This is a genomic window from Fibrobacter sp. UWR2 (genome assembly GCF_002210285.1).
In the GTDB taxonomy this organism is placed as follows: Bacteria; Fibrobacterota; Fibrobacteria; order Fibrobacterales; family Fibrobacteraceae; genus Fibrobacter.
In genome coordinates this window covers 1-25,753 of sequence record NZ_MWQE01000014.1, presented here as the reverse complement: position 1 = coordinate 25,753, position 25,753 = coordinate 1, and the positions used below count along the sequence as shown (strand labels likewise).

The 25,753-nt window shown below is 54.7% G+C and carries 18 protein-coding genes; 5 read left to right on the top strand and 13 right to left on the bottom strand.

The features are described 5' to 3' along the window. Window positions 1-30: 30 nt before the first annotated feature. The 4 genes from B7994_RS14315 to B7994_RS13435 form a co-directional block, all read right to left on the bottom strand. Window positions 31-3,138 (bottom strand): Rne/Rng family ribonuclease, encoded by a 3,108-nt coding sequence (locus B7994_RS14315; protein WP_233143228.1) that lies wholly within the window; start codon window positions 3,136-3,138, stop codon window positions 31-33. Between the two features lie 98 nt (window positions 3,139-3,236). Continuing rightward, window positions 3,237-4,232 (bottom strand): haloacid dehalogenase-like hydrolase, encoded by a 996-nt coding sequence (locus B7994_RS13445; RefSeq protein WP_088638979.1) that lies wholly within the window; start codon window positions 4,230-4,232, stop codon window positions 3,237-3,239. Between the two features lie 48 nt (window positions 4,233-4,280). Continuing rightward, window positions 4,281-5,111: a M23 family metallopeptidase gene (locus tag B7994_RS13440; RefSeq protein ID WP_088638978.1), complete on the bottom strand. Its 831-nt coding sequence runs from the start codon at window positions 5,109-5,111 to the stop codon at window positions 4,281-4,283. 3 nt (window positions 5,112-5,114) lie between these two features. Beyond that, window positions 5,115-5,381: a hypothetical protein gene (locus tag B7994_RS13435; protein WP_088638977.1), complete on the bottom strand. Its 267-nt coding sequence runs from the start codon at window positions 5,379-5,381 to the stop codon at window positions 5,115-5,117. Between the two features lie 221 nt (window positions 5,382-5,602). Here B7994_RS13435 and dnaN point away from each other — a divergent pair, with 221 nt between their 5' ends. Next, window positions 5,603-6,724, top strand: coding sequence for a DNA polymerase III subunit beta (gene dnaN / locus B7994_RS13430; RefSeq protein WP_088638976.1), 1,122 nt, complete (start codon window positions 5,603-5,605; stop codon window positions 6,722-6,724). A gap of 64 nt (window positions 6,725-6,788) precedes the next feature. Beyond that, window positions 6,789-7,511 carry a tRNA 2-thiocytidine biosynthesis TtcA family protein gene (locus B7994_RS13425; protein ID WP_233143227.1) on the top strand — a complete coding sequence of 241 codons (723 nt, stop codon included), beginning with the start codon at window positions 6,789-6,791 and terminating at the stop codon, window positions 7,509-7,511. Here the strand turns inward: B7994_RS13425 and B7994_RS13420 are convergent. Next, window positions 7,506-8,225, bottom strand: coding sequence for a hypothetical protein (locus B7994_RS13420; protein WP_144063909.1), 720 nt, complete (start codon window positions 8,223-8,225; stop codon window positions 7,506-7,508). The two genes, B7994_RS13425 and B7994_RS13420, sit on opposite strands and share 6 nt — an antisense overlap. 207 nt (window positions 8,226-8,432) lie before the next feature. On the opposite strand from B7994_RS13420, the gene B7994_RS13415 reads away from it, so the two are divergent. After that, window positions 8,433-9,311, top strand: coding sequence for a glycoside hydrolase family 11 protein (locus tag B7994_RS13415; protein ID WP_088638973.1), 879 nt, complete (start codon window positions 8,433-8,435; stop codon window positions 9,309-9,311). Between the two features lie 102 nt (window positions 9,312-9,413). On the opposite strand, the gene B7994_RS13410 is transcribed toward B7994_RS13415, so the two are convergent. Beyond that, entirely contained in the window at window positions 9,414-10,736 is a 1,323-nt protein-coding gene (locus tag B7994_RS13410) for an aspartate kinase (RefSeq protein ID WP_088638972.1), read from the bottom strand. A gap of 308 nt (window positions 10,737-11,044) precedes the next feature. Between B7994_RS13410 and B7994_RS13405 the strand changes: the two genes are divergently transcribed. Beyond that, window positions 11,045-12,070, top strand: a complete 1,026-nt coding sequence (locus B7994_RS13405) for a hypothetical protein (RefSeq protein ID WP_144063908.1) — start codon at window positions 11,045-11,047, stop codon at window positions 12,068-12,070. A gap of 98 nt (window positions 12,071-12,168) precedes the next feature. Further along, a complete protein-coding gene (locus B7994_RS13400) occupies window positions 12,169-13,107 on the top strand; it encodes a sigma 54-interacting transcriptional regulator (protein WP_088638970.1) in 939 nt (312 codons plus the stop codon). A 24-nt stretch (window positions 13,108-13,131) separates the two neighbouring features. On the opposite strand, the gene B7994_RS13395 is transcribed toward B7994_RS13400, so the two are convergent. The 7 genes from B7994_RS13395 to B7994_RS13365 form a co-directional block, all read right to left on the bottom strand. Next, a complete protein-coding gene (locus B7994_RS13395) occupies window positions 13,132-14,079 on the bottom strand; it encodes a PorV/PorQ family protein (protein WP_088638992.1) in 948 nt (315 codons plus the stop codon). A gap of 45 nt (window positions 14,080-14,124) precedes the next feature. Beyond that, entirely contained in the window at window positions 14,125-14,871 is a 747-nt protein-coding gene (locus tag B7994_RS13390) for a DNA alkylation repair protein (protein WP_088638969.1), read from the bottom strand. 3 nt (window positions 14,872-14,874) lie between these two features. Further along, window positions 14,875-20,604, bottom strand: coding sequence for a hypothetical protein (locus B7994_RS13385; RefSeq protein WP_144063907.1), 5,730 nt, complete (start codon window positions 20,602-20,604; stop codon window positions 14,875-14,877). 44 nt (window positions 20,605-20,648) lie between these two features. Beyond that, on the bottom strand, window positions 20,649-22,199 hold the full coding sequence (locus B7994_RS13380; protein ID WP_088638967.1) for a fibrobacter succinogenes major paralogous domain-containing protein: 1,551 nt from the start codon (window positions 22,197-22,199) through the stop codon (window positions 20,649-20,651). Further along, complete coding sequence (locus B7994_RS13375) at window positions 22,180-23,046, bottom strand: TIGR02147 family protein (protein ID WP_088638966.1); 867 nt, start codon at window positions 23,044-23,046, stop codon at window positions 22,180-22,182. Before B7994_RS13375 ends, B7994_RS13380 begins: the two co-directional genes overlap by 20 nt. Window positions 23,047-23,222: 176 nt before the next feature. Then, window positions 23,223-24,152, bottom strand: coding sequence for a hypothetical protein (locus B7994_RS13370; protein WP_144063906.1), 930 nt, complete (start codon window positions 24,150-24,152; stop codon window positions 23,223-23,225). A gap of 57 nt (window positions 24,153-24,209) precedes the next feature. After that, window positions 24,210-25,676, bottom strand: a complete 1,467-nt coding sequence (locus B7994_RS13365; RefSeq protein WP_088638964.1) for an RNA-binding domain-containing protein — start codon at window positions 25,674-25,676, stop codon at window positions 24,210-24,212. Window positions 25,677-25,753 lie beyond the last annotated feature (77 nt).

Sequence of the window (25,753 nt, the reverse complement as noted above, 5' to 3'; positions counted from 1 at the left end):
TTTCAATACCTAGGCTAGCGCCTAAAGCTATTACACAGTACCGTAGAGCGCGGTCATGTCCTCGCCCGCCTTGTCGAGCATCCAGTACTGGTTCACGTGTGCGCATTCGTCTTCGACGATATTGATGTGCAACCCGTGCTTGCTTTCGAGGTAGCGGTAGATACGGCAGGAGTCGGCGCAGAGGGCATCGACCATCGCGGAACTTACCACCAGGGTAACTTCGCGGAGCTTGCCCTTGTTGCGGGCACGGCCCATCCAGCGGTCGATCTCGCCCATGGTGGACTCGAGCATCGCGATACGGCCACCGCCCTGGCAAACCGGGCAGATTTCCGTCTTCTCGGTCATGAGGTTCACGCGCACGCGCTTGCGGGTCACTTCCATCAGGCCGAACGGGCTAATCTGTGCGGGGCTGATAGGCGCCTTGTCGCGGCGGATAGCCTTGCGGAATTCCTGGTACACAGAATCGCGGTCGGAATCGGCAGACATCTCGATGAACTTGATAATGATGAGGCCACCCACATCGCGCATGCGGAGTTGCTTTGCGATTTCGCGGCACGCCTCGATGTTGGTATCGAGCGCCTGCCTGTTGCGGTCCTTGCCGCGAGGCTTGCCCATGTTCACGTCGATGGAAACGAGTGCTTCGGTCTGTTCAATCACGAGGTTGCCACCGTTGAACAGCGGGATACGGCGCTGCAGGGAGCGTGCGTAGTCGTTCTCGATCTTGAAGTGCTCGAAGAGGCTCTCGTTGGAATTCCAGAGCTTGACCTTGTTGAGCTTGTCCGGAGAAAGCACCTTGAGGTAGTCGCGCAGGGCGATAAATTCCTCGCGGTTGTCGATGTACACGAAGTCGGTGTTCTCGCCGAAGTATTCGCGCACCGTCTGCTCGATGGAATCGGATTCCTCGTAGATGCATGTCTCGGCAGGCTGGTTCGCGAAGTTGAACTTCGTCTGTTCCCACTTACTCTCGAGTTCGCGCATCTGCTTGCGGATTTCGAATTCGGATTCGTTCAGGCCGTTCGTGCGGACGATGTAACCCACGTCGCGACCCTTGAGGCGGCGGACGACCTTCTTGAACTCACGGCGCTTGGCCGGGTCGCGTTCACGCTTGGACACACCGATGAAGTTCGTACCCGGCATGCAGACAAGGAATCGGCCTGCAAAGCTCAGGTGCGTGGTAAGGCGGGCACCCTTGGTGCTGATCGGTTCCTTGACCACCTGCACCATGATTTCCTGGCCTTCCTTGAGAATTTCATCAATGGAAATTTCCTTGGATGGACCGCCCTCGTCATCGTCGTCACCGTATTCGCGACGCAAGAGTTCGCTACGGTCCATCGCATCGTCCTGGTGCAGGAACCCGGCCTTCTCCATACCGATATCGATAAAGGCCGCCTTGAGTGCGGGCAGAACCTTCTGCACCACACCCTTGTAGATGTTCCCGAGCACGCGGGTAGAAGACACGCTCTCTACGACCAGTTCCGCAAGTTCGCCGTCTTCCATGATGGCGATGCGCTTCTCGTAGGGAGTCTTGCTGATAAGGATTTCGCGCTTGCACTTGTTGCGGCTGCGTTCCCTGCCGCGCTTGGGGCGGGCAGATGTTGCCGGAGCGTCGGATTCCGCAAAGTTGTACAGGTCCGTGATGTCTTCCTTTTCGGCGTTGAACATCCAGAACTGGTTCACGTGCGCATGGTCGTCCTGCACGAGTTCGACCTTCATGCAGTGCTTGTTCTCGAGGTAGTGGAGCATGCGGGCCCTGTCGCGGACAAGGACCTCCACCATCGGGGCACTGAGCACGAGCGTCACGTTCTTCAGGTTGCCCTTCGCATGGGCGCGAGCCATCCAGCGGTCGATCATGCCGAGCGCCGATTCGAGCGTGGCAATGCGGCCACCGCCCTGGCAAACCGGGCAGGCCTTTGTCTTGCCGGAATCGTCGCGGACGCGCTTGCGGGTAATTTCCATGAGGCCGAACTGGCTAATGGGCGACGGAGTCACCGAAGCCTTGTCGCGGCGGGCGGCCTTGCAGAATTCCTGATAAACCGTTTCACGGTCGGCATCGGATTCCATATCAATGAAGTCGACGATGACGAACCCGTCGATGTCCCTGAGCCTGAGTTGCTTCGCGATTTCGCGGCAGGCGTCGATGTTCGTCTCGAGGATAATCTTGCTCTGGTCCTTGCCGTGCACCTTCGGTCCGGTGTTCACGTCGATGGAGAGGAGAGCCTCGGTCTGTTCGATAACGAGGTTCCCGCCGCGGGAAAGCGGCACCTGGCGCTGCAGGGAGCGCGCATAGTCGTTCTCTATCTTGAAGTATTCGAACAGGCTCTCGCTGGAGCTCCAGAGCTTCACCTTGTCCAGCATGTCGGGAGCGACTTCGCGCAGGTAGTCGCGCAGCGTGAAGTACTCGTCGCGGTTGTCCACGTACACGTAATCGGTGTTCTCGTTGAAGTATTCGCCGATGCAGCGGCCTGCGGAATTGGACTCCTCGTAGATGCAGGCGCCAGGTGCGGCGCTCGCAAAAGTTTCCTTGGCACGGGTCCACTTGCCCTCGAGGATGCGCATCTGCTGCTGCAGTTCCTCTTCGGTAGCGTTCATGCCGTCGGTACGCACGATATAGCCCACATCGCGAGCCTTGAGACGGTTGACCATCCCCTTGACTTCGCGGCGACGAGCCATATCGCGTTCATGCTTGGACACGCCGATGAAGTTCGAATTCGGCATGCAGACCAAAAGGCTACCCGGGATAAGGAGGCGCATCGTAAGGCCTGCACCCCTGTTGCCTTCGGGTTCCTTCTCGACCTGAACCATAATCTCGTCGCCCTCATGGAGCACCTTCTCGATAGAGGTCCCCACAAACGCGTCGCCATCGTCATCGTCGTCGAGCGTACGGGAAGGGGCGGCATTCCTATCCACGACATTGTCCTGGTACAGGACCCCGTCGGTACCGAGGCCCACATCCACATACGCAAGCCTAGAAGCCGGAACAACCTTCTTAACAACGCCCTTATAAATATTGCCAAGAATCGGATTAGAAGAAGCGCCGTCGACCACGAGTTCCGCAAGTTCACCATCTTCCATAATGGCATAGCGGGTCTCATAGGGCGTCTTGCTAATCAAAATTCCACGTTTGCACTTGTTCGTCATTAACAATCCTAAAAAGTAGTGTAAAACTTGATAGAAATTATCCAAAACAGCGTTCCACGCATGGAACACCGTATTGTAGCATAAATATAATAAAAGACCTATGTAAGATGAGACGGCGGCGCGCTGACGTTATTGCGGATGGCGGCCTTCTTGCGCTCCACGATCTGGTCGGCGATGGCACGGGCCTTCTCGGTAAGCCAGAGCCAGGACTGTTCGCCCTTCCGGTAGTCCGCCTCGCCGAACATCTGCACGCGGTTGTCACGGCGCAGGGCATCCACCTGCTTAAAAGCCTTCACGTCGCCCTTCGGATACACCGCGAACGTGCTTCCGCCGTTGTAGTTCAAAATGCTGAACGCCGGCACGTCGGAGGGGCCGTCGGCCACATACACCATGTTCTGGAAGGGCACGCGCCTGCTTTCGCGGGCAATGGACGAATTCACGTCGATGGTATCGGGGTACTTGTTGCTCCCCTTGTTGATTTCGAAGAGGTAGCGGGTCTTGGACGTGTTGTCGAGGGCGCACGCGACCTGGGAAATCTCGGAGCCTGCGTCAAGCCCGAGTTCTGCCGCCGCAGCAGAAGACTTCAAACCGGCGGCATCGCCATCAAGGAAACCGGGCTGCAGCACATCCTCGATAAACTCGCAGCCGAAAATCCCGTCCACGTAGGGCGCGATGGAGCTCCCGCGAATCGTCTCCGCAAAGCCAGTACTAACAACGTAATGTTCCAGCCGGATATCGAACGCCTTGTATTTCGGGTCCTCGGCAATAAGCTTCTTTATCTCACCAAAGAAATCGGGCAGCCCCGGGTAGAACACGAGTTCCTTCCCGAATTCGCGCAGCAGGCGATTGTTCAGGCCCTTGAAAAGCCCCGACTTCACGTAGGTGAGAATATGGTTCAGATAGCTCGTATCGGAATTGACGGATATGCCCTGCTCCGCATAGCGGGCCTTGAGCGCGTTCACTTCGGCCCAGAACTTCTTGCCGTCCACACCGTAATGGCGGAACAGCGGATCTTGCATATAGGAACTGATAAGCGTCTTGTCGCAGTCCCAGACCATCGCGATGATATTCTGTTCAAAGGGAGCCTGTTTCATATCTCATTCCATACAAATTAAAATTCGACTTGCCGGGCCAGCCAACAGTTATCGTGTAATAAAGTAGTCTTCGGGATTGACGGGCACACCGTCCACGCGGATTTCGTAATGCAGGCCGATGCCAGATTCGCGGCCGCTCTCGCTGATGGTGGCGATAGGGTCGCCGCGACGTACGCGGTCGCCCTCGTGTACCAGCGCATGTCCGAGGTGCGCATAGAACGTGCGGACCTTCGGGAGGTGGCTGATCTTGACAGAGAGCCCGAACCCGCGATGCGCACGCACCTCGCTCACCACACCCGCACCCGTAGCATACACGGTGTCGTCGACATCGGCAACGAAGTCGATGCCGCGGTGCGGGAGTTCGATTTCGGTAAACGGGTCACGGATCATCTCGAAGCGGTTGCGCACGGCATGCCCGTTCTTGAGCGGGTGGATTACGGGTAAAGCGGCCGCGAGCGTGGAATCCTTCTCCACGCTGTTCAGGAGGTTCTTGAAACTCTTCTCTATCTCGCGAAGGCTCTTGCGCGAAGAGAACGGCACGGTCTCCTCGCCCCCGAAATCGTCAAGGGCAAAGCCCAGCCCACTCAGCTTGAGCGTGCTGTCGCGGAGAAGCTTGGTCTCCTCGGCACGGAGAATCGACTCGTCGACCGTCTCGCGGATTCCCTTGATCTCTTTCTTGATAACCTTGTTCTGGCGGTAGACCGAGACGACATCCTCGTTCGACACATTGTCTATAATCTGCATGGGCGAAAACAGCACAAAGCCCGCAATGGCCAGCAGGATCGCCACCGGAACAAGGATAATGTGGAGCAGGGACAGGCGGTAGTTCTTGCTACCGGACGTCCTATCGCCAAAGACATGTATTTCGAGTTTGCGCACGGATTAACGGTTCCCCCCGCCAATCTTGCTTTCGAGGTCGGCAATGCGGCGCTGCGTCTCTTCGATATCGCCAATGAGTTCCACGACAGAAGGATCGTTCTTGATGGTGCCCAGCAGGTCTCCCTGGACGGCCTTGTAGAGCTTCTGGCCGAGGGCCTGGAACTTGGTTTTCAAGCGGCCTTCTTCCGATGCCAGTTCAACCCTTGCCAAAGTGGTCCCGGCAAGACCCAAAGCGGTGCTTTTTATCTTGTTAAAAGGCGTTCCGTTCATAAATTTTTCCTCGCTCGGCCCTAAAAAATAGTAGTTTTTCACTGTAAAAATCAACGGAGACATAACATGAGCCGAAGCGAACGCAGACGCGCAAAACAGAATGCTAAAAATTTTGTGCCAAAGAAAAAGAACGCCCTGAATAAGTGGGTTATCGTGGCTATTGGAACTATCGCAGTCGTATTCTTCGTGGGTACGATGCTCATTCAAAGAGGTGCCTAATAATGAAGTTCGTGATTGACAAAACCACATTCCAGGATGTACTGCAGGCAGCCATCAACGCCGTCCCCAACAAGTCCACCATCCAGATTCTCAACAACTTCGCGCTCCGTCTCGAAGGCAACTTCCTCGAAGTCAGCGCTACCGACTTGAACCTCGGCATCAGGGCCCAGGTCGAAGTCCAGGGCGAACGCGACGGTTCGGTTGTCATCAACGCACGCAAGCTTCTCGAAATCGTGAAGAGCCTCGTGGACCCGAGCATCACGAACGTTACAGTCGACGTACAGGACTTCCTCGCCACCATCCAGTGGAGCGAGAAGGGTAAGGCCAGCATCACCGGTTTCGATGCCAGCGACTTCCCTCCGTTCCCCGAGGTCTCCGAAGGCGAAGCCCTCAACTTCGGTGCAAGCGAACTCGCGTTCCTCGCCGAAAAGACCGCATTCGCATGTTCGACCGACACCATCCGTCTGAACCTGAACGGCGTGTACCTCGAAGCGAAGGACGGCATCATCTCCATGATTGCGACCGACGGTCACCGTCTGGGCCGCGCCACCATCGAGCAGGAAGGTGCCAACCTCACTAACGGTGCCATCATCCCGAAGAAGGCCCTGCAGCTTATCCTCCACATGGCGAAGTCCGATGCCAACGTCGAGGTCCGTACTTCTGCGACGCACATCCTCTTCAGCACCGGCACCACGCAGGTCATTTCCAAGCTGTTCGAAGGCCCGTACCCGAACTACCGCGCGGTTATCCCGCAGAACTTCGAACGCACCGTGCAGCTCAACACGACCGAGTTCCAGAACAAAATGCGCAGCGTGCTCGCCATGGCGAACGCCCGCACCCACAAGGTCCGCCTGCAGATCGACGGCAACAACATGGAACTCAGCGCGAGCGACCCGGATGTCGGCGGCGATTCCCGCGAAGCAATTGCCGTGACCCACAACGGCGAAGGCAACTTCAGCATCGGGTTCGACGGCCGCTACCTCAGCGAAATCTTCAGCATGTGCAAGAGCGAAGAAACCATCATGAAGATGAATAACCCGATTGGCGCCTGCATTATCGAGCCGGTTGGCGAGAATCTCGGTTTCAGCTTCTTGCTGATGCCTACGCACCTGAACGACGACTAATTCCGGAGCGTACAGACAAATTAAAAGGTTTCGCGCAAGCGGAACCTTTTTTCAAAGGATGAACATGGCAAACGCAATCCGCAAACGCATCAGCAAGAAGATTACCAAGGCGTTGCACGACTTCAACCTGATTGAAGACGGCGACAAGGTGCTTGTTGCCGTAAGCGGCGGCAAGGATTCCAGCGTGCTCTTGATGGAACTGGCAAGCCGCATGGGAAAGTTCTTGCCGGATTGCGAGATAGGCGCCATCCACATCCAGAGCGACTTTGCCGACAAGGCGCCCCGCGACTTTTTGCAGCGGATGGCGGAGCAATATCCGCAGATTCCGTTCTACTTCAAGGACGTTGCAGTAGAAGGCCGCCTCAAGGAAGGCCACAGCCTCAACTGCTACTGGTGTAGCACACAGCGCCGCACCGAACTCATCAAGTTCGCCCGCGAGAACGGCTACAACAAGATTGCGCTCGGCCACCACATGGACGACATCGTAGAAACGCTTTTGATGAACATGCTGTACAAGGGAGAGTTCAGCGGCATGCCGCCGATGGTGCCCTACGAAAAATACCCGTGCAGTATCATCCGCCCGCTATGCTACTGCGAAGAGAGCGAAATCATCGAGTACGCAGAAGATGCAGACATCCGCAAGTTCACCTGCACTTGTGAATTCTCGAAAGCAAGCCACCGCAAGAGCATCCGCGAAGAAATCAAGAGCCTCACCAAGGGCAATTCCACCCTCAAGGCAAACCTGTTCGAAAGCATGCGGAACATCCGCATGGATTACCTGCTATGAAGCGCGCGACGCGGCATGTTTCTTGGGTTCAATCAAGAACGTCGCATACAGAACGACGAAGAACGCGTTGAAAATAGTATTGATGATTATCTCGCCGCTCGGCCTGTACTCTACAATGTCCCAAAGGAGCTGAAGGAGCGCAAAGAACGCATATACCTTCAGAATCAGGGCCTTCTTCGTTGCAAGCGCAAGCACGCCCACCGCCACGGAAATGCCGCCCAGCGCAATCGCAATCCAGGAGAACACTTCTTCCAGGTGGCTCAGGTCCATGACAGACATGTCTACCGCGACGTTGATAATCTCGTTCACGCCCCTCACGATGAAATACGCGGAACAGAAGCGGAGCAACCCCACGTTCAAACTAGGGCCCTGATCCAGGAGATTCTTTTTCCCGACATCCACAAGGAACGCCGAGACAACAAAAAGCATCTTGAAACTTAAAAGCAACCCGACAACCACCTTGGCAACATACACAGGGTCAGGACTGACTGTCGTACGTTTCGGGATGTTGGCTGCCCCCATAACCTGCTGGACCATCATGAGAATAAACAGCAGCGCAAAAATCTTCAGCGTCAAGGCGCTATTCCGGGCAAGTGCAACGACACCCACAGCCACGGTAACAAAGGGAAGAAGTACGAAGAATAATCTTCCTTCGCATTCACCTGTCGTAAACAGGTTCCAGAACATACCCGTCATCCCATTCAAGCCGTTCACAATTAATATAATGGAACAGACTCTGAGCAAAGCCAGGTTCGTCGATCGAGTCTCCGCTTGCTGCATGTTCGTAATATATATTAAAAAGCCCCCTACCGCTTTGGTAGGCCAAAAGAGGGTGCCATTTCTGTTGAGAATATCACTCCAGCACCCCAAAATGCGACCTTTTCTTGAACAGGCGTTCGCAAAATAACTTATATTGACAATATGAAGAAGAATATAGTGGGTTTAGGAATCGCCCTCACCATGGGCTTGGCTACGACTATCTATGCGGAAAGGTGTCCTAACGCATGGCCCGCGGAGGGCGAAAACTACGCCTCCGGCACGATAGACAGTACAAACTACAGTTACGAAGTCTGGCGCGATGGCTACAATGCTTATTTGAAGTGCAACGATGATGGAAGCTACTTAGTTTACTCCAAGGCCGCGGACGCTATCGTGCGCTTTGGTCCCAAGTTCGACGAGCCAAAGACCTTCGACCAGCATGGCAACTTTGCGGCGGACTACAAGTTTCGCACAAAAGGCGGCGGCTTCGGCACCCCCTATTTTCTGGTTGGCATCCAAGGCAATACCACCGAGCCGAAAACCGAATTTTATATCATAGACTACTGGATAATCAGAGATACAGCCGACACATCCACTTTCGGAACCAGGCTCGGCGAATTCACCGTCGATGGCGACACCTACGACATCTGGCAGAACACCGCCAACAACTACTTGAGCGCCCAGGGCGACATATCGTACAAGCGGTATTTCAGCATTCGCCGCACCGTACGCGACAGCGGCCACATCGACATTACCGCCCACTTCAAGAAGTGGGAAGAGCTCGGCCTGAAGGTGGGCAAGATAACCGATGTCATGGCGCTTGTGGAAGGGTATAAGGGGCAGAGTTCCATCAACTATTTTCAAATTGACTACTTCAACATCACCGAAACGGCGGACAGTACCGGCACGACAGCTATTTCAAGGCGCGCAAGCCTTCCGCTCCTAAAGGGAGACGCCCGCGTGTTCGACATGCAGGGCCGATACCTCGGTACCGGCGAACAGAAAATAAGCCCTGCCGTCAGGACCGTGAAGAAAAGATAAAATCAGATTTTTGATAAATTAAAAACGGCCCGGATTTTATTCCGGGTCGTTTTTTAATATTGATTAAGATCCCCGCTCGGAGGCGGGGATGACGAGCGGGCGTTATTTCACGAACGCGCCGTAGATGGCCTTGATGGCCTTCTCGGTGTCGGCTTCGTCAACACCGGTGATAATGTTGATCTGCGAAGAACCCTGGTCGATGATGCGGACGTTCACCTTGTTCTCGGCGAGAGCGGTAAACAGCTTCGCGGCAACACCGATCTTGTTCGTCATGCCATGACCCACGGTAGCGATGAGGGCGATGCCCGGGAACACCTTGATACGGTCGGGGCGCATCTGCTGCGTGATGTCTTCGAGGACTACGTCCTGCACGGCGTCGAGAGCCTTGCTATCCACCACGATGCTCATGGAGTCGATGGCGCTCGGGCACAGTTCGTAGGAGAGGCCTTCGCTTTCGAGCACGGCGAGCACGCGGCGGCCGAAACCGACTTCCTTGTTCATCATGGACTTCTCGATGTAGATCATGGAGAAGCCCTTACGGCCGGCGACACCCGTAATCGGGAGCTTCGCTTCTTCCGGAGTGGGGCCGATGATGGTGCCAGCGTCTTCGGGGCGGTTCGTGTTGCGGATATTGATAGGAATCTTCTTCGCGCGGCACGGAGCGATGGATTCGTCGTGAAGCACAGAAGCGCCGGAGTAGGCGAGTTCGCGGATTTCGCGGTAGCTCACGTATTCGATGGGCAGCGGATTTTCGACGATGCGCGGGTCGGCCATGAGCATGCCCGAGACGTCGGTCCAGTTCTCGTACTTGGCGGCATCGATGCCGTTAGCGAGGATGGCGCCCGTGATGTCGGAGCCGCCACGGCTGAAGGTCTTGACTTCGCCACGGAGGTTTGCACCATAGAAGCCCGGCAGCACGTAGAGCTGGTTTTCGTCGGACAAGGTCTTCGAGATGTCTTCGTAGGTCTTCGGCGTAATGCGGTACTTGTCGTCGAAGGTAATCAGCGGGAAGGTATCGACGAAGTTTGCGCCCAGGTACTTGGCCATGAGGCGTGCGCACAGGAACTCGCCACGGCTTACGAGGAAGTCCGTGCTGACGGATTCGGGGTGGTTCTTCAGCTTGTCCTCGAGGCTGTCGAGATCTTCGGTCAGCTTGTCTTCGAGACCGAGATCCCTGCAGATTTCGTCATAGCGCTGACGGATCAGGTTCCACGGGGTCGAAAAGTCGAGGCCCTTGGAGGCGAGGTCGTAGGTGCTGTAGAGGAGGTCGGTAAGCTTGGTTTCCTTAGGATTGCGCTTGCCGGGGGCGGAAACGACGATGACCTTGCGGTTCTTGTCGGATTCAACGATGGCCTTGATCTTCTTGAACTGGCCGGCATCGGCGACAGAGCTGCCGCCGAACTTGCATACGATTCTTTGACTCATTTTTTCCTTTCGGGCCACCAAACCTCTCAGCTTCGAGCGCAACCGCTTTCCTCACGGTCGTCGTGCCCAAGCCTACCCATCTGGCCAGCCACTTTTGGTTTTTGTGTCTATGTCTGCGACGGCATTTTACCGCCGCGCGGGGGCAAATATAGCTAAAGGCGAGCGTCGCGGCAAGTTCCTTTACATCCGGCAAAAACGTTCTTGACCATAAATTGACTCAAAAAGTGCAAAAACCAGCGTTTTTTGCACCCTCCTCATTTGTAGATTCCATCATTACGCAAATCAACAAACGTTTAGGAGGAATAATCATGAAATATTTCTTGACCGCAACTTTTGCGGCATCTGCAATGCTTTTTTGTGCCTGCGGGGATGACAGTTCGTCAAACGCCACGGGCAACAACGAAAATGCCGCCATCTCCATTTCAACCGAAGGAACCTACAGCATAGACAAAAAGAAAAAAATGCTGGTCATGACCCCGAACGATTCCATAAGCGCATGCTTCATGGAAAATGGCGGGCTTTCTTGGGAAACCCTTGCGCCGGAAGACTACCAGGATAGCATTGAATATGAACTGGCCGGGGACACGCTGATACTTTTCAACGGCAGAGATGGGATGACAGGGGAAGTCTATGTAGGCAGCAACAAGGGCAAAATCGAAGGCACATGGACCTTTACCGGCTGTGATTACAACAGAAACAAAAAACAGGCCAACTGCGACAGCCCCTATAATATTATTGTCTGGACATTCTCCAACGGAAAATTCAAAAAGAAATCCGACATTTTCGAAAGCAAGTATATCGACGCCCTAAACGCGATAGATTTCACTAAAAGTTCCGCTATGTATAATTTGTATGAAATCTTGAATGGAGATTTGCATTTCGATAACGATTACAACTATTCTCCTCCGTTTTACGGGGCAATATTCTACCCCATGGAAGACGATTCGCTTTTACAAGCAGATGCAATCGATCGATATGATGTCGAAATCGTTGAATCAACGAAAACGAGCCAAACGTTTAAAATAAGCGATAAAACCTACACATTTAAGCTCAACAATGTCACGAAACGTACAACAGAAAACGGCCGTACTGAGGCGGAGACCGAACTAGAAGTATCTCGAGATTCTATCACCTGCGTCTATCACTTTATACAAAAAGTCATCAACAAGGATCTATGCACCTACGATGCCTTACCAAATGACGGAGAATTCATAGGCCACCCCGCGGCGGGCTACGGGAAAAAAGAGTATCAATTTAGAGAAGCAGACTTTTTCTTAATTGACAACCAAAAATCTTTTGTCAAATGCCTTGAAAGCATTGATATAAGACACTAATCAACCTTCCTTTGTAAAAATTAGAGTACGAATGTAAAAAAGCAGGGGCCCCGAGGCATAAAACGGCTGCGAAATCGTTTTATGGTTAGGAGACACCCATGAAACAACCTAAAGAACTCATGAATATCGCGGCGAACTCGTCCGTCACCGTCCTCATCCAGGGGGAATCGGGCGTCGGGAAGGAAGTCGCCGCCCGCTACATACACGAACACAGCCCGCGCAGGTACGGAGCGTTTATCGCCCTCAACTGCGGCGCGCTCGCGCAGAACCTCATAGAGAGCACGCTCGAGGGTTCGGTAAAGGGCGCGTTCACCGGTGCCTATACCGACCAGAAGGGAATCGTGCGCGCCGCAAACGGAGGCACGCTATTCCTGGACGAGATAGGCGAACTCCCGCTCGACGCCCAGAGCAAGTTCCTGCGCATACTGCAAGAGAAGGCGGTACTCCCCGTGGGCGCATCGAAAAGCATACCCGTCGACTTCCGGCTGATATGCGCCACGAACCGCAACCTCAAAAAGGAAATCGCCGAAAAGCGCTTCCGCGAAGACCTCTTCTTCAGGCTGAACGTATTCCCGGTATTCATCCCCCCGCTACGCGACAGGAACGACTTCGACGAGATTGCCGCCGACATATGGAGCACAATATGCGAAAGCGCGCGACGCACGCATTTCAATGCGCCCAGGAACAGGCTCACGCTCGAAGAACTAAACGCGCTGAGGCAGTTCAAGTGGCCCGGCAATGTACGCCAGCTCAAGAACGTGCTGCAGCGCTACGCCCTGCTGCAGGCGCACGGGATACGAATAAACGAAGTACTCTGCGAAGAATATTCCACTACCGCCGTCTGCGAGGAGAGCACCGTGCAGAAGCGCATGGCCGGCGATAACCTGTGGGCAAAGAAGCGCGCGATTGCACCTGAATGGGTAATCATAAAGGAGGCGCTAGACTCGTGCGACTGGAACAAGAGCCGCGCGGCGCACAAGCTGGGAATCAGCCGTGGCAGCCTATCGTACCAAATACAAAAACACGGCGCCTACTAGGTAGGCTGCCACCGGCGGCGGCAACTAGAAGCGCACGCCAAGACCAAGGTAGTGGTTGCCGTCGCCGAGTGCGGGGCGCGGCGAATAGCCGTAATCGAAAATGATCCCGCCGAACGAGAACCCGATACCGGCGCTGAAGCCGTCTTCGGTATTCGGGCGCAGCGCATAGCCCGCGCGGAACAGCAGGAATTCCTGGTAGGCGATCTCGGTACCGAACCGCCATTCGGGCGCATCCATGTCGGCGCGGCGGTAGATATCGGCGGAAAGGTGCAAGTCCCAGAGGCTCTCGAGATTGAAGATGCGCGCGATAGGGACAATTCCCGTGACGCCCGCCTGCAAGGCCATCGGGGCGGCCTCGTGCGCGCCGCTGTACTCGCTGTCGCTCACGTAGCCAAAGTTGGTGAGGGTCGCACCGAAGGACACATACTGCCCCACGCGGTAGATAGCGCCCGCATCGCCAAGGAACGCAACGGTAGACTCGTCGTCGATGGTCTGGTACGCAAAGCGTGCCGTCGCCGACCAGCCAAAAGCCTTGCCGCGGTTACCGAAACCCGCCTGTGCGGCCCAGGCATACGCCCCGTATTCCGCAGCGAGTTCGCCATTCTCGTCTCGACCCTCGATATCGTCGTACCCGAGGTACTCGAGCCCGAAGGAGAGAGCGAAACTTTCGCCCAGCGGGAGCCCGTAATAAACCGAAACAAAGTCATCTGCGCCCGCGTCGCCAAAAACAATCTGGTTCAGCCCGAACTCGGCGGCCTGAATACGCGTAATGGCCAGCGGGTTGCGCGTGACCTCGGATACCCGCAAGGGGTCTGCGACGCCCGCACCCGAGAGCGCGGCGCTGCGTGGCGACGCCTGCATAGAAAGGTGCTGCAATGTGACCCCGCCGAGCCCCGTATTCCAGTAACGCCCACTCGCCGCGAAGGCAGTGGCGCACACCAGCAGGGATATCAGCAGAGGGTTCTTAAGCATACAGGGAACAAGATACAAAAAAAACGCCCGCCAGGGCGCCCAATCTTATTTCAGGCCGCGGAGAATAGCCTTCTGCGCATCGGTAATGCGGTAACTTTCGCACGCCTTCTGGATGGCCTTCGCGTGTATCCAGGGCGAAAGCCTGCGCTTTTCGATATAGGGGAAGGCCGCAGCCCACTGCTTGGCAAACGCCGTCGCGAAGTACCAGGCGATTACCATCTGCACATAGTAGCGGTCGGTTGGGCATTCCGCGCGACCGCCATCATTAAACAGCGTTTCATCGATGGCCGCGACCCACTTCAAGAACTTCTTGTCGAATCGCGCGTCCAGGAAAAAGTTCATGAGCATGTTCACGCCAAAGCGCACCGCATAGGGTTCACGCGACTTGAGCCATTTTTCGATGCTTGCCAAAAAGCGTGGTTCGTCCTTGAGCAGAGCCTTGGGCGACTTGCCGTCGCAAACCGCCCAGTTGTCTATGTAGGGCAAAAACTGCTCAATGCGACGCAGGCATTCGTCAAAGTCCTTGATGTGTTCCACCACAAAAAGGTGCACCTGGTTCTCTTCGAAATACCTGTGCGGCAACTTGTCCAGGAACTTGGCGACATCGGCCGGCACGGTTTTTGCGCCCATAGATCCACCCGCCGCGAACTCCTTCGCAATCTTCCGCATAGTGGGCACGCGCACGCCGATAATCGATTTCTTGTCGATGTTCGGCAAAAGCGATGCGTGAAAGTCGCGGTACTTCAAATCCTGTTCGGCCTGCAGGCGCTTTAGGAGTTCGGCGTGGGTCATGGGCTACCTTTTTAGCATCAGCGTCTTTCCGGCGATGCGACCGTTCACCTGCAGCACGCCCACATAGCGCCCGCGAGCAATCGCACCGGCATCGAGCGCTTCGCTATACGCACCCGCGGAACGCTGCCCCAGGTCGAACGAGCGTACGGCACGGCCCTGCATATCCATGAGCGCGAACTTTACCGCACCCGCGGCAGGAACATCAAACTGGAGCGTCACCTGCGGGCCATGGAAGGCGGCACCGAATTGCCCTTCGAGACTCGGCGCGGCAACCACGGTCGTGCCTTCCACGCTGAACGTAGCCTGCGTCGGAGAGCCCCACATGGTATCGCCATCGAACAGCATGCCCACGCGGTAGAGCACCTTAAAGTCGCCCACGGCATTTTCGCCCTCGCTATCAAGAGAATCGAGCAATGCCTCGCTCGCCTCGTCGAGCTTCACAACAACCTTGTACGAGGAATCCATCACGAACGCACCGTTCAGAATGCTGGAACGTACAGACTTCGCCTGGAACTTGCCTTCACCGAATGTCAGTTCGACCTTGCCCGCAACAGGAACGTTCGGCATGCCGCGCAGCATCGGGTAGCTCACGCCTTCCTTGATGTACCAGACGGAATCGAAATCAAACCCGGAGAACGATTTCTGCTGGTGCATCTTGCTGTACGTAAGCCCCACGCCCTTCGACAGGGAATCGATGCAGTTGTCGGCAAGGTAGTAGACTATGTCAAGAGAATCGTAGCGTCCGTCCATCCCGGAGCACAGGCGCGTTTCTCCATCAATGGTTGCGCCCACGCTATAGCCCCTGATATTTCCAGCCCATTTTTGTCCTGCAAAACCAGAAGCGTACCCCCTATCCTGTTCTACATAGGCATTGCCTGTCGAATAGCAGTCCTCGATTAGGGCGTAGTTGCGATAGACAAAAGTTCCGGCCCTACCATTGATATCGCCCGTCGCATAGGACTGCCTGACGGTTCCGAAATTCGAACCGACAAAGCCGCCACCTTCGACGAACATATTACCCGTAGCAAAAGACCTTTCGATGACACCGGCGGAATCGACCTCGCCCACAAAGCCGCCCACACTGTGCTGTCCCTCGGCATTGCCCATGGCATAGCTGTTGGATATGCGGGTACCGTTCCGGCCAACAAAGCCACCCACGAAATTGTAACCGGTCACGTCGACTTTCGCATGCAGGCTATCGAGCTTCTTGCCATAGGCGGCACCGACCAGGCCACCCACATTGATAGAATTCGGAGCGATGATTACGCCCGACGCCGTAGAACCGGTAACGGAGCCGCTATCGACACCCACGATTCCACCAATACCATCGATGTATAAAGAGACTATCTGATACAGGGCCTCGTAATAATAGGCATGACCCGTACCGCCATCCGTACTGGTCATATTCACCGTGGCAGAACTCGTGCCGATGCTTCCGGTCTTCCTGTTCAACCCGGCTATACCGGCCATGGTACCATACTTGGAAACCACATTCGCCGTCACGGTCGCCTTGTCGATAAGGCCGCCATTAACCAGCGCGATGCCGGCAAAATCGCCCGTGGTCCCGGAAACCTCCGCCTTAACCTTGGTAATCTTGCCATCGTTCGCATAGGCGACGCCCGCAAAGGGATAACCTCCGATGATCTGCGCCTTGATGGTGCAGTTCTCGACAGAGCCCCTGTTGTAGGAGGCAAAACCCGCAGCCTCAGGCACAGAATCGTAAGTCGCTTCCACATGGACGTTCTTGATTACACCATAGTTCGTTCCGACAAGGCCAACCGTCTCGGCTTTAGAGTAAGTCAGATTCTTGAACGTGAGATTTTCGATAAGGCCAGACGGTGCCAGCGTATCGATAAACCCGGACGGTTGATATTTCTTGTAGCATATGGTGAGGTTATCTATGCTGAACCCGTTACCGTAGAATTTTCCGGAGAACTCCGACGTATCCTGTATGCCGTAATCGCCATAATGGTTCCCAAAGTATTCCATCTCCCCAATAGGCTTGAATCCCTTCTCCGCATTCCACCTGAGAAGTTCGTCTGCAGACGCCGAGGCATCGATATCGTTCGCCAGCTGATACACCGCCGAAAGCTTGTACTTGCCGAACCCGATAGATTTCAGGTCGCCGTATGTCTTGACCAGGAACGGGTCATCCTTGGTGCCGGAACCCTCCATGTGCATCATCGTCACGTCGACATAGCGGTTGGGGCGAATTCTCTCGTCCATCGTCTTCGACAGGTAGCTGTTCGTGCACATCCAGGTAAAGTAAGGATACGTGGTATCGGCGGCAATCCTCCAGGTCTTCTCGAAATCCCAGCCCTCGTAGTTCTCCTTCTGGACCATCTGATCCGTATTCCGGAGTTCGCCGGCTGCCGTCGTCTTGGTCTGGAACCAAATAGTGCTGTCGTAATACACCGCCGTGTAGGTGGAGCCCACGTCTTCGCCGGCAACGCCGCCAAACTTGGAAGTCCCCAGGACATTGCCGACTGCATAGGAATTCTGCACGGTCGCATTGCTGGAAGATCCCGTCAACCCGCCGACGCGCTGCGAACCGATTACGGGGCTTGCCCCGAAGCAATCCTTGACCGTAGCCTGGCCCAGGCTGCCGAACAGGCCGCCGACATATTCCTCGCCCACAATGGTATCCTTCGATGCGCTCCTCACGATGGAGCCCGCATCCTTCTTGCCGGCAACGCCACCCACGTAGTCCGTACCGCGGACATCGTACTTCACGAAGATGTTCTCGACCGCGGCGCCCTTGTCAACACCGGCGAGAGCACCGACGTAGTTCTTGCCGCGAATCTTACCCTTGGTCTTGTCGGAATCGTAGGAATAGCTTTCAGTAAAATATGAAGTCGTATCAAACACAATCCCAGTCACCACGGCGCCACTTGCCAACGAACGGAACAGGCCCACGGAATCCTCGTCGGGACGGTTGATGTTCAGGCCAGCAATAATCTTGTTATTACCGATAAATACGCCGCTGAATTCGCCGATCGGCTCGAAACCCTTGCACAGGCTGCTATCGGCATTGCAGTTCTCCCTGGCCGATTCCGAGGCCTTGATATTGCCGACAAGCTTATAGTATTTGTCGAGCCCGTATTCGAACTTGCCTACATACTTGAGTTCATCGTAAGTGCCAATCTTGTAGGGGTTCACCGCCGTACCGAAACCCGCCAGCATATTGACGGTCCCGTCGTCCTCGAGCGTCCCCGGCAGAATAGGTTCCATGCCCTGGAAATACGGGTACGACACGCCCTCCTGAATGGCCCACAAGGTATCGAAATTGAAGCCTTCGTATGTCGTTTGCTTCAACATCTCTTCCGTGGTATTACCGCCTCTTACATTCCCCGTAATCGTAGAGTCGAAGTAGCAATGCTCCATGTTCTCGCCAGACCCGAAGAACGAACCGCCGATAATCCCGCGCGGCTCGGGAGACTTGATAAGGCTTGCAGAATAGATGTTCCTCTGCAGCGTGGCAGAAGAGAACTCATCCGAAAGCCCGATAACGCCACCCACATTTTCGTAGCCCTTGACGACATTTACCGAGAACGCGTCTTTTATAATCGAAGCGGAAGCGCCGATAATGCCACCGACGATATCGTTCGCCTTCACGGAGCCCGTAGTCGCCACCTTGTTCAGCTCGGTCGAACGCGTAGCGCCCATCAACCCGCCGATAAACGACGTTCCCGAGACCTCGCCATTCAACGAAACCACGTTTGTCACAAGCGACTTGTCTATTTCGCCCGCCAATACGCCGGCATACCACGACGCCGTAACCTTCGCGTTCTTGAAGGTCACATTCTGGATAACCGACACATCCGTAAAGCTGAACATTCCCACAAAGTCGCCATCGGGTTCATTGATTTCCAGGTTCGAGATGGTGTGGTTCTTGCCGTCGAACATTCCACTGAACACATGGACGCTGTCGCCGATAGGCTTGAAGGCAAAACCCGACGCGTCGATATCCTTCGTCAGTTCGTAACTCGCAATAAGCGGATACGCGACATCGTTTCCTATTTTCTGGAGTTCCTCGATGCTCGAAATCTCGATCTTGTTGGGCACCGCCATATGGCTCGAAGTTCCCCAGACGGTGTCAGTGCCATTCACGATACCAATCCTATACCCGTAATAGATGGAATCCCCGAAATAGGCATTCTCCTTCCGCTCGTTCAGCTTTGCCCAGCCGAGCCATTCACCGACAAGCTCACCATCGCCTTCGACAAGCGCGGCGACCTTCGGTTTCTCTTGCCACTTCGATGCCGCCGTCGGGAGGGCAATCGGGATAAGCGACTTCTTCGAGAAAGGATTTTCCGTCAGGTAGGGGAAGGACTTGCCTTCGTCAATACCCCAGATCCTGATGATTTCATCCGTCTCGCGGTAGCACCAGCCGCTATCCATTTCATAGCCATCACAGGGGTTCATCTGGACTATTTCGTAGGCCTTGTAGCCCAGGGTATCCCAGCCCGCAAACGACGAGAGCGTCATCATCTGGGCAGTCGTAAGGCCCGTGCCGCCGTCACTCGAATCAAGTCCCGAAACTTCGGTATTCCAGTAAGAACTCTCGACCGAACCATCGAGTTTTCCGACAAGTCCGCCGACCAGGCTATCGCCCTGCACGGCATTGGCCGCATAGGAGGCAGAGACCGACCCGTAACCGACAACGCCGCCGACATGGTGACCGCCGCGCACCGTGCCCATCGCAAAAGAATACACCACAACGCCGCTTCCGGCAATACCGCCTACATATTCCTTTCCTTCGACAGTTCCAAGTGCATAGGACAAGGTCACAGATTTGCCAGCACCGACGATGCCTCCTATATCCTCATCAAAAAAGTAGGAACCCGAATGCATCAGGTCCATTGTCGACACGCACCGGAGTATTCCTTCTTCGGCCTTTCCTGCAATGCCGCCCACCTCGTCCACTTCGGTATCCCCGGGGACAATCGTTCCGCTGGAACGGCTGTTGCTAATAGGCCCGTCGCTGTAACCGACAATGCCACCGGCACGTTCGTCCATAACAATGATGTTCACGTCGGCGAAGGCGCTATCGACCGTAGCCTCATCCGTCTCGCCCACAATGCCGCCTATCCTCGCCTCGCCCTTGATATCGCCCTGGAACGAGACATTCTTCAAAACCGCCTTCATATCGGCATATCCGATAGCCCTCATCGCGCAACCCGCAATGCCACCGACACGCTTTCTACCCTGAACAAAACCGTTCGTCACGTGCACATTCTCGACAGTCCCGACAAGCCTTGCGACGACGCCACCCACATGGAGCGATTCGTCAATCCTGCCCGTCACATGGAGGTGGTCAAAGTTCAGGTTCTTGACAGTGCCGATAAGCGCGTGGATAAAGCCCACATCGTCTTCGCAAGGGAGCCAGATTTTCAGGTTACTGATGGTATGGTTCTGGCCGTCGATAGTTCCCCAGAACGCCACGCTGTCGGCAGCATCCTTGTTTTTTCCGATAGGAATAAAGCCGTTGCAGCCGTCCTCGTTGCACATCTCGTTCCACGATGCAGAAGCGTCGATGTCCTTCGTCAAGACATAGTTAGAGGAATAAAGGTAAGCGCCCTTGCCGATGGCCTTGAGGTCGCCGTAATCCTCGATCTGGAAAGGCTTTTCGGCGGAGCCGTTGCCCTTCATGGTACCATCGGCCGCAAACAGGGCCACTGGGAGTAACGTCGTGAGTGCTACAAAGAGCCCTCTTGTCAACCTTTCAAACATAAATTCTCCTCAGTTCATTCCAAAAAAATGTAGTAAAACAGTTTCTAGTCCTTAACACAACGGATAGCGTTCCCGTTATCCTTGAAAGACCCCGCCACATTAGGCGAACTTCCGAACAAGTCCATATAGTAAGATAGGCGATTGTCTTCCGTATCTTCGGCAAGCATAAAGAACGAAGCGCTGCGCGTATCTGCATAGGTGAAGGCATCCCCGCGGTAAATATTCCCGGCAGGGAACGCCGAAAACCCGAAATCGTCCGAGGCATCTTCCCAGTACCAGCCCACCTTCGACATGAGCTTCGTAGACGCACCGGCAGTCGTGAGCAAGGTTCTCCATTCAGTAGAATCGGGCAGGTGCCAGCCGCTCGGGCAAATTCCCTGTTCGCCCGTCAACGAACACGTCCTTTCGAAGCCACAGTTCCGCGGATTATCCACATCGTTTGCAAGCCTTACCGAGTCGATAGCCGCAGCAAACGTGTAGTTACGGCCCGCCACCTCGCAGTGCTCGGGCTTGTCTTCGTAGCACTGCGTTCTCCCCAGCAGGCTCGGCGTGCTCACGCTGTCGGCATAGTTCAGGTTCTGCGCCATCCAGACCTGGTCGCCAATCTTTACGGTCTTGTAGACCTGGCCATCGCGCTCGTCGACAATGGAATCGTACACCACGTCGGGGTTCAAGTATGCCTCCCTAGGGCGGCTCCAGTCGATATCAAATGCGCCCAGCACTCCGGAGCTGTTCTCGTAACTTTCCTCGAACTTCTCCACAAACGTCTCGAACGCGGGCAGCTCTTCGGCAAGGTTCCAGCTCTCGATATTGCTGCGGATTTCTTCGAGGTTGCCGTTGTACTGCGCGGCAGAAGCCCATTCGGCAAGATCCGCCTTCACGTCGTCGTTCCACACGCCGGTCGCGGCAAATCCTTCGTCGAACTTGTCCAGGCGTTCCGAGAGCCCTGCGACATCGGCATCGGCCTGCATCATCACGCTCACTGCAAGCAGTGCCGCATTGCCGTCGCCCGGTTCGAATATGTTCATGTCCTCGAACTCATCGAACTCGCCCTCGATACCAAACGTAGACAAGACCTCCTTCTCGGCCTTTTCCTTAGCCTCTGTAAAGGCCATGCCCTTAACGGCCACCAGGTGCATCACGCGCTCGTATTCCATGTGCGTAAACAGGTTCACGTTCACGCTGCTGCGGTCGGTAAGCCTTGTCATCGCGCGGAGCGTGAACATGTCGGATGTCTGCATGCCCGTAACCTCGTTGAGGTAGTACCCCGAAACCTCAAATATGGCGCACGATGTAGACAAACTAAGTTTCACGAAATTGAATTCGCCCTTGCTGTTCGCAATCTCGCCCTCGGCAATCTCGCCCGTCGGCTCGAGAGTCTTGCAGTTAATGCCACGCACCTTCACGGGCGTACCCTCGACAAACGGGCCCTTCTGGAACACGCCCGATATATCGGCGACAATGCCCGCATCTTCCGAGGCGCCGCCAGCCACTTCCTTGTCGGAGCATCCGATAGCCAAGAATACCATGATGGCCATGGGCAACAACAAAAGCGGCGACACAGCACCGGCACACTTACACAACTTGGTTCTCATCCGTTTCACCCTTATTCAAACGACCGTAGTCCTTAATGTTTTCGCTCATCGGGAACAGCTGCATGTTTAGTCGATACACCTGTTCCGTATCGTCGTCCTCTACAGCAATCGCCATGATACGCCTGCGGCAGTCCGCAAGCTCGTTCTTTATGCGCTCGTAGGCGCGGTGCGTCAGTCCCAGGGTAATACCCGACATATCGCGTTCCGATAGCGGCAAGTCCAATGCAGCCACAGCAAACTCCCCCATTTGCCGCTGCATCTCGCGTGCCGCCACCGGAACTGCATCTACCTTCCCCATGGAAATAGCCTTGTCCGTCTGCTGGTAGCTACCGCTCTCGTCCTTCTTCAAGAGTTTCGCCTTTACCAGAAAATCGAGCGTCTCTGAAACCTCTGCCGCGGAAATCTTCTGCTTGCAGGCACGCGCGATATCGAGCGGCTTCGCGCCAGGCATGTGCGAAGCCAGTTCACGGATCACCGGGTTTCTCCACGACTTGAAATAGTCGAATTCCTCGTTCCCCAAGACGCGCACCTTGTGCGCCATCGCAAGCGCACAACGCTGCTCGAACGCGGCCCTTTTCGCCTTGTCGTTCTTCGCGTGCGCATACGAGACCATGAGCACAAAATATTCGTAATCGAACCCTACGAGGCCCATGGCGCTAGCAACAGAACCTGCAGCAGACACGCTCAGGTTCTTTTTCCCCTCACAGACATACTTCAGGTAGACCGCCGACGAAAAGCCGACATTCCGGGCGAACTCGCGCCAGGTAAATGCCGAGCAACGCTTGCGTTCTTCGTAGTAGTCACGAATGAACTTGCGATAATCAGTGTATTCTACAATCGCCTTCATCACTCCAAATATAATTTATTCACAATCAAAAACAACGGTATAGAGCACAAAAATGGCGTTTTTATGCTAAATTTTACATTTTTTATATTTTCTAGAAAATTTTTGCATTTTAGAACACAAAACAAGTGTTCTTAGAACACAGCCGTATTCCTAGAACACAGCGGGGAGCCCGTAAACTAGGGATTTTTCTTTTCTTGGCCGCGGAGCATCCGTTCGCGGGTCTTTTCACGGCTCATCCAGGTGAGCACCAGATTCTGCCAGATAACGTAACAGGTCGGGGCGAGCGCCACCACCGGGCCTGCGTACAAAGTAGAAACCCAGATGACAAGCGTCGTGTTCTTCTGCCCCATGCTCTGCGACCCCTCGATAGGGCGGCGCTTGCGTTCGCAGAACCACCCGAGCCAGAAGAGCAGAATGCACAGCACCAGCGACACCCCCGCCATCATCGGGAGCTTGCCGCTGTTCCACAGGTCCATGAATCCCATCTCGCGGATATCGAAACTCGCCTTCGAAATGATGACGAACACCGAGAACGTCCAGATGAACATCGTGTACTTCTGGAATTTCGCGGCGCGGTCGGCAAGCTCCGGGTAAAACGCGCGCAGGCCCAGCGCAAACGCGAGCGGTATGCTGATGATGGGCTGGATGGTATTGAAAATCTTCATCGCGATTTCGGAGAGGCTCGCATCGGCGCCGGTAAGGTACCCGAAAATGACGGGGATGGAAAAGCACGCGAGCAGGTTCCCGCTCAGGAATATCTTGAGGGCAAGCGACGCCGAACCACCGAGCATCTTGGCCATCGCGGGGGCGGCATTCGCCGGCGGGCACAGCGCGATGATGGCACCGCCCAGCAGCACCTCGCGCGGGAGCCCGAACAGTTCCACGATACCCCACAGGGCGGCAATCAGCACAAGGCTTGCGACAAACGCGCGGGCCTCGATCTTGAACGTGTAGCCGTGAGTCTGCGGCGGGATCTTCGTGACAAACGTCAGGAACATCATCGAGCCGATAAGAAAGGGCATCATGGGCGAAAGCACGTGCGCCTGCGGGAGCAAAATCCCGAGAACAATCGCCAGCGGCATCAATATGGACCGCAAATTCTTCATAGCGTGCCCAAATGTAGAAAAATCTGAAGAGACCTGCAGGAAGTCAACGCCTGCGCGTTATTTCCCGTTCCGGGCTGCGGCGATTTCGGCGTTGATTTCGTCGCACACCTCCCAATGGCCAAAGCGTTTGCCTCCAATCCTGGCGATTACGCCGGAGCTTTTGAGATTTTTCAACTGCCAATTTATACCATCAATGGTTATTCCACAGATTTCTGACAATTCAGACGAAGTTACATAAGGGTTGTCCTTTATGGCGTGAACAATCCTATCTGCAGTCCTATCTGTAGTCCTATCTGTAGTTCTTTCTGTAGTTTTCTGACCACCAGCCTCATTTTCCGCATCAAACGAATAATTTTCGTTCAGCGGTTGAATGATACGGAAAACATCATCTTCAAAAAACTCAGGTTCAACACCGGAATAAAGCCTCCCGTACTTGAACATTTTCCGGGCTCCAGAACCGAGCTTTTCCGAATAGCCGATATTGCGGAAAAAACTCGCGATAAGCGGATTCTTCGGGAACGGCTCAAGATTCCTCAGCGTTATCGGACCGTTGAACCGAGCCCTGTTCGCATTTTCCACATACATTCTGTCCTGTTCTATCACAAACTTCGCCTGATACGAACTTGAATACTCCCGATGCATCAGTGTGTTTACCAACATTTCACGAGCCACAATATTCCGAAGAGATTTGCGTTCGGCCCCTTCCACATAGAATTTATCGGGCAGGTGCAACGCCGCGAATTTAAAAAGCTGTTCAAAACTTTCGACCAAGTTCGTAACTACCGTCAAACGGTCGTCATAACGATCAACATTCACCTTGCGGACAAGAGCGTCAGTCTGGTAAGCAGGACAAATATCGCGAATAACCTCGTCGCGACCAAGAAGCATCACCGCGGCAAGATTGAACCCATTTTTGCCGGTAACATGATCCTCGGCATAAAGCCCTGCACTTTTCAACAAATCCCTGTTCGAAAGTTTTTCCCAAAGGTGGCTACCGCCAGCGTTGTTCTTGGCTAGAATCCGTATCATCGGCAGTAAATCCAAGCGCAAGTCTTTCAACTTTACGTACGGATACACCCTGCGTTCTGTGTAGATTTCTTGCTTGCGGATATACATCTGCGCAATTTTTGCTGTCGCAGTCACCTTGACATCCGCCTCGTCTACGCGGTCATAAATCCGTTTCTTGAACGAATGTACCTCGCCGCTTGAAGGAACATGGATATGAATCAAGGTTTTCTTGCGGTACTTGAAAATTTCTGGTTCAAGATAAAGCGTGGGGCTGAACAAGTCCGGATTACCGATGGCACTGATAAAGTTTTTCACCATCGGCTGGGCTGCATTTTCAGGAACGCCAACAACAGTCCCATTGTCAAGCACCCCCAGGTAAATATCGCCTCCGAATCGGTTCGAAAACGAGCAGACCGTTTCAAAGGTGTCCATTTCAATGGTGCCACCAGCCCGTTTGAACTCTATGGCCGCAGTTTCCCCAATCTTCAGGGCATTCTCAAATTTTGCAAGATTCATTACGTGGCCTCCTTATCCGCAAACTCATCATCATCTTCGGCGATTCTGAGCTCTTCTTCGTACATTTCCTTATGCGG